This is a genomic window from Halomonas sp. THAF5a, from assembly GCF_009363755.1.
Classification (GTDB): domain Bacteria; phylum Pseudomonadota; class Gammaproteobacteria; order Pseudomonadales; family Halomonadaceae; genus Halomonas.
On the sequence record NZ_CP045417.1, the window covers coordinates 639669 to 650373 of the forward strand.

Genomic DNA, 10705 nt, shown 5'->3' on the forward strand with positions numbered 1-10705 from the left:
GCAACGGCGCCGCAAGGCGCCGTTGGTGTTTTCCGGGGGGCGTGACACACGAGGGCGACCAAAGTGCAACTCGGCCACAGTCACTTGATGCCACACTCTTTTTTCCTGTCCTGGCAGGAAGAATCGAGCCCCGTCGCTTGTCTGGGCCGGGCGGCGCGGTTATCGTTCGCTTCTTACTTTTCTTCACCTCTTCGCAACACACATTTCCAAGGAGCAGTCAGATGCGTTTGATCCTGTTGGGGGCCCCGGGTGCCGGCAAGGGTACTCAGGCCCAGTTCATCTGCGAACGGTTCAACATTCCGCAGATCTCCACCGGCGACATGCTGCGCGCCGCGGTGAAGGAGGGCAGCGAGCTGGGGCTCAAGGTCAAGGAGATCATGAACAGCGGCGGCCTGGTGTCCGACGACATCATCATCGCCCTGGTCAAGGAGCGCATCAGCCAGCCCGACTGTGCCAACGGCTTCCTCTTCGACGGCTTCCCGCGCACCATCCCGCAGGCCCAGGCCATGCGCGATGCCGAGGTGAGGATCGACCATGTGCTGGAGATCGCCGTCGATGACGAGGAGATCGTCAAGCGCCTGGCCGGCCGCCGCGTCCACCCGGGCTCCGGTCGCGTCTACCACCTCGAGTACCAGCCGCCCAAGGAGGAGGGCAAGGACGATGTCACCGGCGAGGCGCTGATCCAGCGCGACGACGACCGGGAATCCACGGTGCGCAACCGCCTGGCGGTCTACCACGAGCAGACCGCGCCGCTGGTCGACTACTACCAGCAGTGGGCCAAGGAAGCCCCCGAGGCGGCCCCGGCCTACCATCGGGTCGAGGGCGTGGGCAGCATCGACGACATCACCGGCCAGGTGATCGAGGCCCTCGAGGGCTGAGCCCCGGCCGCGTCTCCCCGTGCTTGGCACGTCGCCGAAGGCCCGCATTCGCGGGCCTTCGTCGTTGGCGGCGTCGCGCGTATAATGCGGCGACACTTCCGCCACGACGTGATGCCCCATGCCGATCCTGCTGGCCCTGGACGCTTCCTCGAGCGCCTGTTCCGCCGCCCTGCTGCGCCGTCGCGACGGCCACGCCGACGAACTGATCTCCCGCTTCGCCCTGACCCCGCGGGAGCACACCCGACGCCTGCTGCCGATGGTCGACGAGGTGCTCGCCGAGGCGGGCCTCGCGGCCTCGGCGCTCGACGCCGTGGCCTACGGCCGAGGGCCGGGCTCCTTCACCGGGCTGCGCATCGCCGCCGGGGTCGCCCAGGGGCTCGCCTTCGGCCTCGACCGCCCGATGGTCGGCGTCTCGACCCTCGAGGCGCTGGCCCTGGGCGGACACCGCCGCCACCACTACCGCCGACTGATCACCGCCCTGGATGCTCGCATGGGGGAGATCTACGTGGCCGCCTGGCAGTGTCGCGACGGCCGCGTGGAGCCGCTCAGCGATGAGGCGGTGATGCCGCCCTCGCGGCTGCGCCTGCCCGCCCTCGAGGACGCTAGCCAGGGCAACGCCGACTGGATCGGCATCGGCTCCGGCTGGGGCCTCCGCGAGCAGATGCGCGTCGAGGTGCAGGCGGGGCTCAGCCTCTGCCTGCCCGAGGTCGAGGCCGAGGCCGCCGACATGGCGCTGCTGGCCATGGACGCGCTGGCGCGGGGCGAGGCCCGCCCGGCCCACGAGGTGCAGCCGGTCTACCTGCGTGACCAGGTCGCCTGGCAGAAGAGCCGATGAGCGCCGTCGCGGTTCGCGACCCGGCCCTCCATCCGCTGGCCCGGCGGTGGGGACTGCCCATGGCCGATGACGCCGGGGAGGCCGAGAGCGACGGCGACACCCTGACGCTGGCCCGCCAGGACGATCGCCTGGTGCTGGCCGGCGACCCGCGCCGCTACGGCCACCCCCTGGCGGTGGACTTCGTCGGCGGGCGCGCCGCCCACCGGCGACGCTTCGGCGGCGGTCGCGGCCAGCTCATCGCCCGGGCCTGCGGCCTGGCCAAGGGCGTCACGCCCTCGGTGGTGGACGCCACCGCGGGGCTCGGTCGCGACGCCTTCGTGCTGGCGAGCCTGGGCGCCGAGGTGCTGCTGGTGGAGCGGGTCGCGGCGATCGCCGCGCTCCTCGAGGACGGCCTGGCGCGGGCCCTGGCCGACCCCGAGACCCGCGAGATCGCCGCGCGCATGCGCCTGGCCCACGGCGATGCCGGCCGCGAGCTGGCGAGCCTGGTGGCGGGCGCCGGCGTGGCCCCCGAGGTGATCCACCTCGATCCGATGTTCCCCCACCGCGACAAGTCGGCGCTGGTCAAGAAGGAGATGCGCCTCTTCCGCACCCTGGCCGGCGACGACGCCGATGCCCCGCGGCTGCTCGAGGCGGCGCTGGACGTGGCGAGCCACCGGGTGGTGGTCAAGCGCCCGCGCAAGGCGCCGCCCCTGGCGGGCCCGCCGCCGCGCCACGTCATCGAGGACAAGACCAGCCGCTACGACCTCTACGTGCATCGCCGCCTGGGCGCCTGACCCCGGCCCCCGCCGCTCGGCCCGCGTCCCTCACCCATCACGCCTCATCCTGGCGGCTGACCAGCTGCAGGCGGTGGCGCAGCGCCGGGTCGAACAGCGCCCGGCTTTGCTCGGCCGCCTCGCGCAGCGTCGCGTCGAAGGTCAGGCGACCGTCGTCGACGCTGAGCCACTCGCCGGTCGCGAGGCTCTCCACCAGGCCGGTGAAGAGCCGCGCGTCGAAGAACTCCGGGGCGTCGCGGCCCGAGAGCAGGGCCAGCCGTTCGGCCAGCAGCCGGCTGCGCGCGGCGAGCCCCTCGGCGGTGAAGTGCCCCGAGGGCTCGCTCAACAGCACCGAGAGCAGCAGGTAGCCGCGCTCCAGCGAGGGCTGCATCAGTGCGCCCAGCATGTCGAGCTGCTCCCCGGCCGACAGCGACTCCCGGGGCCGTCGCCAGGCGTCGCCCTCGCGCTCCAGCAGGCCCTCTGCCGCCAGCGCCTCGAGCATGGCGGCCAGATCCATGGAGAGTGCCGGCGCGGGGGCGATGGCGAACTCCCGGGCCAGTATCGGCCAGCCGGGGGCGAGCAGGGCGGTGAGCGTCTCCAGGCGATGGCGGGCCTGGTGTCGGAAGGCGAAGGCCGTGAGGCCGGCCAGCGCGAAGAGGTGCAGGACGTTGTTGCGGTACCAGCCCAGCAGCCCGGCCTGGCGCTCGTCGGCGACGATGATGTCGCCCAGCGGATGGGGGTGACGACCGATCATGCCGAGGGCCTCGACCCGGGCGATCCACGCCTCGGGCGAGCCCGGCGGCAGGCTCGCGTCGCGCCCGCCCGGCCGGCGCCGCTGCAGGGCCACCAGCCGTTCCAGCTGCCGGGCCAGCAGCCCGGCCTCGATGGCACGGTGGGGCGTGGCCAGCAGCACCAGGGCCACCAGGTTGACCGGATTGAGCGCGGCGGCGGCGTTGATGCGCTGGGCGAGGGTCTCACCGAGGGCCGGCACCACCCGGGGGAGCCAGGTCGGGCGGGGCGATGCGAGGTCGTCGCGCCAGCCCGGCATCCTGGCATCCAGGAAGGCGGCGAGCGACAGCGGTTCGCCGACGTTCACGTCCACCCGCCCGTGGGACTGGCGCAGTCGGCGGGTCACGCCGAGCAGGGCCAGCGGCGACTCCTTGCGCTTCTCGGCCCCGCGCAGCTCGCGCTGGTAGCTGGCGTTCTCGAGTATGCGCTCGTAGCCGAGGTAGACGGGCACGAAGACGATGTCCCGGCCGCCCTCCCGATGGCTGCGCAGGAAGGAGCGCAGGGTCATGGCGAGCATCCCCGGTCGGGCCGGCAGCTGGCGGCCACTGCGCGAGCGGCCGCCCTCCATGAAGTACTCCAGCGGGTGGCCCCGGGACAGCAGGCGGTGCAGGTACTCGTTGAACACCGCGGCATAGAGGCGGTTGTCGCGGAAGCTCCGACGCATGAAGAAGGCGCCGCCGCGGCGCAGCAGCGGGCCGACCAGCGGCATGTCGAGGTTGCGCCCGGCGGCGATGTGCGGCGGCATCAGTCCCTCGCGGTAGAGCGCGTAGGAGAGCAGCAGGTAGTCGATGTGGCTGCGGTGGCAGGGCACGTAGACCAGGGTATGCTCGCCGGCCAGCGCCTTGACCCGCGCCAGGCCGCGCACCTCGACGCCGTCGTAGAGGCGGTGCCAGAGGCGCCGCAGGGCGCCGGCCATGAAGCGCATGACCGGGTAGGTCATGTCGGAGGCGATCTCCCGACCGTAGCGTCGGGCGCGCCGGGCGATCCGCGCTCGCGGCGTCGTCTCCGCCGTGGCGACCTCGCCGATGGCGCGCTGCACCTCGGCGCTGGCCACCACCCCGTCGATCAGGGTGCGCCGATGGGAGAGGTCGGGGCCCAGCACCCGGGTGCGGGTGCGCCGGAAATGCCCGCGCAGCAGCCGGGCCAGCTTGCGGTTGGTGAGCGCCGGGTCGCGCGGGTCATCGAGCTCGGAGAGGCGCAGCGGCGCGCCGAACTGCACCTCCACGTCGCGCCCGTTGACCGCCACCGAGAGCAGGCGACGCAGCCGGCCGGTGAGTCGCCAGCTGTCGGCGGCCAGCAGGTGCCAGAAGCCGAAGCGCTTGCCCGGGGCACGCCCCCAGAAGACGCTCATCGGGACCAGCTGCACGTCCTGCGCGGGGTCGCGGCGGTACTGCTCGATCAGCGGCTGGAAGGGGGCCGTTGGCCGCCGCCCACGGCGCCACAGGCGACGCCCCGGGGCGGGCAGCGCCAGGCAGGCGGGCGGGTTCAGCTGGCCCACGCGGCGCCGGCCACCGGCCCCGGGCAGACCGTGGGCCAGGGCCAGGGTCTCGAGCAGCAGGGTGTCGGAGAGCGCCGGGCGCGACAGCACGTAGAGCACCGGCAGCGTCGGCTCCAGCGGCAGCGCCTCGGGGGCGGGCTCGATCAGCCGGGTCTGGGTCCAGCGCCGCACCAGCGGCGTGAGCGCCGCGCGACGCGCGCCGGCGAGCATGCGTGCAAGGCCCATCCGTCTGCCTCGGCCGGAAATGAGTCGTCAGTATAGCGGTCCTCGCCCCGGCGGGCAGCGGGCGCCCTTTCCTCCGGGCGGTAAACATGCGTCAATGCCGGTAGGTGCTCGACAGGGAGGGAGCCATGGACGGCATGTGGCGAGACGGCAATCACTTCGCGCTGCTGCCCGAGGCGGCACGCTTCCTGCCGGCGATGTTCGAGGCCGTCGACCGGGCGCGCCACTTCGTGCTGATCGAGCTCTACCTGATGGAGACGGGCCGGCTGGCCTCGGCCCTCAGCGCGTCGCTGCTGCGGGCCGCCGAACGCGGGGTCTCGGTGATGCTGCTGCTCGACGGCTATGGCGCCATGGGCCTCGACGAGGCCGAACGCCGGCGGCTGGAGGCTGGCGGAGTGGCGCTGCGCTTCTTCAATCCGCTGGGGTTCGAGTCACCGGTGCGCAATCTCACCCGGGACCACCGCAAGCTGGTGGTGGTCGATGGCGTCGAGGCCTTCACCGGCGGCTTCGGCGCCGTGGACGAGTTCCTGGATGCCTGGTACGAGGTCGCGGTGCATATCGAGGGGCCGGTGGTCGCCGACTGGGTGCGGCTGTTCTGCAGCGTGTGGGACTCGCCGCTGAGTCGCGGGCCCGGTGCCGCCTCGCTGGTGCGCGGGATCGAGCTCTCGCCCTACCGCGACGACGGCTTTCACGGCATGCGCGGGCGCGTGGTGTGGGGGCAGGGGTATCGCTACCAGGCGATCCGCCACTCCCTGCATCGGCGGGTCTCGGCGGCCGAGCGGCGGATGTGGATCTGCACCCCCTACTTCGTGCCGACCCTCACCCTGCGCCAGCGTCTGGTGCGGGCGGCGCGCCGCGGCGTCGATGTGCGGCTGCTGCTGCCCGGCAAGACCCACGACCATCCCGGCGTGCGCTATGCCGGGCAGCGCTTCTACGGCCGCATGCTGCGCGCCGGGGTGCGCATCTTCGAGTTCCAGCCCACCTTCATCCACGCCAAGTTCTCGCTGGTCGACGACTGGGTCAGCCTCGGCTCCTGCAACTTCGACCACTGGAGCCTGCAGTGGAACCTGGAGGCCAACCAGGAGGTGGACGATGCCCGCTTCGCCGCCCGGGTCGCCGAGCTGTTCGAGCGCAACTTCGCCACCAGCGAGGAGATCGATCCCGCGGCCTGGGCCCGCCGGCCCCGCTGGCAGCGCCTCAAGGAGTGGCTGTTCGGCCTGGTCGACGGCCTGCTGACGCGATTACGGTAGTGACAAGTGACAAGTGACAAGTGACAGGCTGACGTACTTGCTCCTTGCTCCTTGCTACTGCTGCTCGGCGTTTACCGCTTACCCTTGCCCTTGCCCTTGCCGCGACCGGCGGGTGCCTTGCGCCGGGGCTTGGGCTTGGGGGTCTCCGGCGGGACGCGATAGTGCAGGTAGAGGTCGAGCACGAGCTCCGGCAGCTGGGCGACCAGGCTCTCCAGCCGCGCGCCGTCGCCGGCCAGCTCGGCCATGTCGGGCTCGTCCTCGAACAGCCCCGAGAGCAGCATGAAGGGCAGCAGCAGGGTGGCGGCGGCCTCCTCGTCGTCGTCGAACCAGGCGGCCTCGTCGAGGAACACGCCCTCCATGAAGCCGGCGCACCAGTCGCCGATCGGGGTCTCCTCGGGGGCCAGCTCGCCGAGTTCGAGCTCGAAAGGGAGTTCCGGTAGCCCGCCGCCCTCCAGCACCTCGATGGCGTTGGCGCGCAGGCGCTCCAGCAGCCCGAGGACCGCCTCGCGCTCGGCGTCGTCCTCGAAGGTCGGCTCGCCGTGGAAGAGCTCGGCGACCCAGGTCGCCGCCGGCACGTCGCGCGGGGCCACCGCCAGCGCCACCAGGAAGCCATGGGCGCCGATCAGGTCCAGGGCATCGGCGTCGACGCGCTCGGAGTCGAGGAAGTCGTCCAGCAGGTCGAGCTCCTGGTCCTCGAGCAGCGGCTGGGGGAGGGGCGTTTCGGCATCGGACATGACGGCTCTCGCAGGGAAACGGTGAAGGGTGGGCCGGCGTCGAGCTTCGGACCTCGCGTGTCGAGCGCCGGGCTTGTCGCCTCGCGACAGACCGGCCATTCTAGCATCCCATGACGGCTCCCGCGCTTCCCGCCCCCGACCCTGAGCGGATCGCCGCCCTCGACGGTGACGCCCTGCACCGCGCCCTGCATGAGCGGGTCGAGGCGGCCTGGCGGCTCTGTCGCGAGGTGCACCCGGCCCTGCCGCGCCCGCGGGTGTGGCTGGACCTGCGCGGCCGCTCGGCCGGCCAGGCCCATTTCGGGCGCGGCGGGCTGCGCTTCAATCCGGTGCTCCTCGACGAGAACCGCCTCGCCTTCCTGGTCGAGGTGGTGCCTCACGAGATGGCCCACTGGCTGGTCCACCACCTCGAGGATGGCCCCCGGGCGCGCCCCCACGGCCGCGAGTGGCAGACCGTGATGCGCCGGCTCTTCGGCCTGGCTCCTCGTACCACCCACCGCTTCGATACCGGGCGCGCGAGCCCCGCTCCCTACCGCTACCGCTGCGCCTGCCGCGAGCACGGCTTCACGGCACGTCGCCATGCGCTGGCCCGCCGCGGCAGCCGCTATCGCTGTCGGCAGTGCGCTCAGACCTTGGTCTATTGCGGTCTGGCGACGCTTGAAAAACCCGTTTAAGTCATTGTTCTATAAAAGAAATTTGATCATACCAATGTCTAAGGGGAAGGCCGCGTCGGGACGTATATGCTTGAGGCAGTTTTATGGAGTCGGCCCGTCCAACAACAACGCGGCCGGCATCATCCACCCGGAGGGCGCATCCTCCCGGAGAGAGGCATATTCATGACCGAGCATCAGAACGTCTACCCGGTAAGCGACGACTTCGCCGCCAAGGCCAACGCCGACAAGGCCACCTACCAGGCCATGTACCGGCAGTCGGTCGACGACCCACAGGGGTTCTGGGGCGAGCAGGCCAAGCGCCTCGACTGGTTCAAGGCGCCCACCAAGATCAAGCACACCTCCTTCGACGCCCACAACGTGGACATCCGCTGGTTCGAGGACGGCACCCTCAACGCCAGCGTCAACTGCCTCGACCGTCACCTCGAGACTCGCGGCGACCAGCCGGCGATCATCTGGGAGGGCGACGATCCCCAGGACGACAAGACCCTCACCTACCGCGAGCTCTATGAGCAGACCTGCCAGCTGGCCAACGGCCTGAAGGCGCTCGGGGTCGGCAAGGGCGACGTGGTCACCCTCTACATGCCGATGATCCCCGAGGCCGCCATGGCGATGCTGGCCTGCGCCCGCATCGGCGCGGTCCACTCGGTGGTATTCGGCGGCTTCTCGCCGGATGCCGTGGCCCAGCGCGTGATCGGCGCCCAGTCCAAGCTGATCATCACCGCCGACGAGTCTGTGCGCGGCGGCAAGCAGGTGCCGCTCAAGGACAACGTCGATGCCGCCCTGACCCGCGACGGCACCGAGGTCTGCCAGAACGTGCTGGTGGTGAAGCGCACCGGCGGCGAGATCGACTGGAAGGAGGGCCGCGACGTCTGGTACGAGGACATCGTCGCCAAGCAGTCCACCGACTGCCCGGCCGAGGAGATGAACGCCGAGGACCCGCTGTTCATCCTCTACACCTCCGGCTCCACCGGGGCGCCCAAGGGCCTCAAGCACACCACCGGCGGCTACCTGCTGCACGCCTCCATGACCCATCGCTACGTCTTCGACTACCAGGACGGCGAGGTCTACTGGTGCACCGCCGACGTGGGCTGGGTCACCGGCCACAGCTACATCGTCTATGGCCCGCTGGCCAACGGCGGCACCACCCTGATGTTCGAGGGTGTGCCCAGCTACCCGACCCACGGCCGCATGGGCGAGGTCGTCGACAAGCACAACGTCAGCATCCTCTACACCGCCCCCACCGCGGTGCGGGCGCTGATGGCCCACGGCGACGACGTCATGGCCTCCAGCCAGCGCGACAGCCTGCGCCTGCTCGGCTCGGTGGGCGAGCCGATCAACCCCGAGGCCTGGGAGTGGTTCCATCGGGTGATCGGCAACGGCAAGTGCCCGATCGTCGACACCTGGTGGCAGACAGAGACCGGCGGCATCATGATCGCCCCGCTGCCCGGCGCCACCGACCTCAAGCCGGGCTCCGCGACCCTGCCGTTCTTCGGTGTGATGCCGGCGCTGGTCGACAACGAGGGCAATGAGCTCGAGGGCGCCACCGAGGGCAACCTGGTGCTCCTCGACTCCTGGCCGGGCCAGGCGCGCTCCATCTGGGGCGACCACGACCGCTTCGTGCAGACCTACTTCTCGACCTACAAGGGCATGTACTTCACCGGCGACGGCTGCCGCCGCGACGAGGACGGCTACTACTGGATCACCGGCCGCGTCGACGACGTGCTCAACGTCTCCGGGCACCGCATGGGCACCGCCGAGATCGAGTCCTCGCTGGTCGCCCACGAGGCGGTGGCCGAGGCCGCCGTGGTCGGCTTCCCCCACGACATCAAGGGGCAGGGTATCTACATCTACGTGACCCTGGCGGACGGCTTCGAGGAGAGCGACGAGCTCAAGAAGGAGCTGACCCAGTGGGTGCGCAAGGACATCGGGCCGATCGCCTCGCCGGACGTCATCCAGTGGGCGCCGGGGCTGCCCAAGACCCGCTCGGGCAAGATCATGCGCCGCATCCTGCGCAAGATCGCCGCCAACGAGTGCGACGGCCTGGGCGACACCAGCACCCTGGCCGATCCCTCGGTGGTCGATGACCTGATCGAGCATCGCGCCAACCGCTGACGTCGCCGTCCCGACGGGGCGTGCCACGACCGAGCCGGCCCCACGGGGCCGGCTTCTTCGTTGGGGGCGAGGCCCGGGGCCGGGTCGCCCCGGGCCTCGTTGGTGCCCGCCTCTTGGGCATCGCCCAGGCCATGGGGTAACATGCGATGACAAATCGAGAGAGCCCAGCGTGGCGGTCGTCGGTCCGCCGCTCGAGGAACCGGAGGAAGATCCATGGCCTTTGCCCAGAAATTCATCGTCGCCGATGACCATCCGCTGTTCCGTGCGGCCCTGACCCAGGCCCTGCGTCAGCTGGCGCCCCAGGCCGAGATCGTCGAATCCGATACCATGGAGGCCACCACCGACGTGGTCACCCGGCATCCCGATGCCGACCTGATCCTGCTGGACCTGCACATGCCGGGGGCCCACGGCTTCTCCGGCCTGATCCAGCTGCGCGGCCAGACCCCGGACATCCCGGTGGCGGTGGTCTCGGGCAGCGACGAGGTCCACGTGGTACGCCGGGCCATCGACTACGGCGCCTCGGGCTTCATTCCCAAGTCCTCGTCGCTGCAGCTGATCGCCGAGGCGGTGGGCGAGATCCTCGACGGCGAGGTGTGGCTGCCGGCCGAGATGGCCGAGGCGCTGGGCGAGGCCAACGAGGACGAGACCCGCTTCGCCGAGGCGATCGCCTCGCTGACCCCCCAGCAGTTCCGGGTGCTCAACATGCTCACCGAGGGGCTGCTCAACAAGCAGATCGCCTACGAGCTCAACGTCTCCGAGGCGACCATCAAGGCCCACGTCACCGCCATTCTCAGAAAGCTCGGCGTGCACTCCCGCACCCAGGCGGTGATCGCCGCCCAGAAGCTCGAGGTGGAGCCGCCGAAGGTGGAGTCCTGACCTTCGGTCAGGAGCCGTAAGAGCAGCGCTGAGCGCCTGGAAGCTTGAAGCCGAAACAAACACCGCCTCCGTGGTCTTGCCCCGGAGG

9 protein-coding genes are annotated in these 10705 nt (G+C 70.9%); 7 read left to right on the plus strand and 2 right to left on the minus strand.

Annotated elements, in window-relative coordinates; translation table 11 throughout:
• Window positions 1-221 precede the first annotated feature (221 nt).
• From adk to FIU83_RS02895, 3 genes are all read left to right on the plus strand, one after another.
• On the plus strand, window positions 222-878 hold the full coding sequence (adk, locus tag FIU83_RS02885; RefSeq protein WP_152482680.1) for an adenylate kinase: 657 nt from the start codon (window positions 222-224) through the stop codon (window positions 876-878).
• A 118-nt stretch (window positions 879-996) separates the two neighbouring features.
• Complete coding sequence (gene tsaB / locus FIU83_RS02890; protein WP_152482681.1) at window positions 997-1713, plus strand: tRNA (adenosine(37)-N6)-threonylcarbamoyltransferase complex dimerization subunit type 1 TsaB; 717 nt, start codon at window positions 997-999, stop codon at window positions 1711-1713.
• Window positions 1710-2486, plus strand: coding sequence for a class I SAM-dependent methyltransferase (locus tag FIU83_RS02895; protein ID WP_152482682.1), 777 nt, complete (start codon window positions 1710-1712; stop codon window positions 2484-2486). Before tsaB ends, FIU83_RS02895 begins: the two co-directional genes overlap by 4 nt.
• 37 nt (window positions 2487-2523) lie before the next feature.
• Here the strand turns inward: FIU83_RS02895 and plsB are convergent, their stop codons facing one another.
• The gene (plsB, locus tag FIU83_RS02900; RefSeq protein WP_253939525.1) at window positions 2524-4977 is read right to left on the minus strand and encodes a glycerol-3-phosphate 1-O-acyltransferase PlsB; all 2454 of its coding nucleotides are present in this window, start codon (window positions 4975-4977) and stop codon (window positions 2524-2526) included.
• Between the two features lie 125 nt (window positions 4978-5102).
• Here plsB and FIU83_RS02905 point away from each other — a divergent pair, with 125 nt between their 5' ends.
• A complete protein-coding gene (locus tag FIU83_RS02905; protein WP_152482683.1) occupies window positions 5103-6224 on the plus strand; it encodes a phosphatidylserine/phosphatidylglycerophosphate/cardiolipin synthase family protein in 1122 nt (373 codons plus the stop codon).
• Window positions 6225-6295: 71 nt separating this feature from the next.
• Here FIU83_RS02905 and FIU83_RS02910 read toward each other — a convergent pair whose 3' ends face one another.
• On the minus strand, window positions 6296-6958 hold the full coding sequence (locus FIU83_RS02910) for a YecA family protein (protein WP_152482684.1): 663 nt from the start codon (window positions 6956-6958) through the stop codon (window positions 6296-6298).
• Between the two features lie 110 nt (window positions 6959-7068).
• On the opposite strand from FIU83_RS02910, the gene FIU83_RS02915 reads away from it, so the two are divergent.
• From FIU83_RS02915 to FIU83_RS02925, 3 genes are all read left to right on the plus strand, one after another.
• The gene (locus tag FIU83_RS02915) at window positions 7069-7629 is read left to right on the plus strand and encodes a SprT-like domain-containing protein (RefSeq protein WP_152482685.1); all 561 of its coding nucleotides are present in this window, start codon (window positions 7069-7071) and stop codon (window positions 7627-7629) included.
• Window positions 7630-7791: 162 nt separating this feature from the next.
• Entirely contained in the window at window positions 7792-9741 is a 1950-nt protein-coding gene (gene acs / locus FIU83_RS02920; protein WP_152482686.1) for an acetate--CoA ligase, read from the plus strand.
• 213 nt (window positions 9742-9954) lie between these two features.
• Window positions 9955-10617, plus strand: coding sequence for a response regulator transcription factor (locus tag FIU83_RS02925; protein ID WP_152482687.1), 663 nt, complete (start codon window positions 9955-9957; stop codon window positions 10615-10617).
• The last annotated feature ends 88 nt before the right edge of the window (window positions 10618-10705 follow it).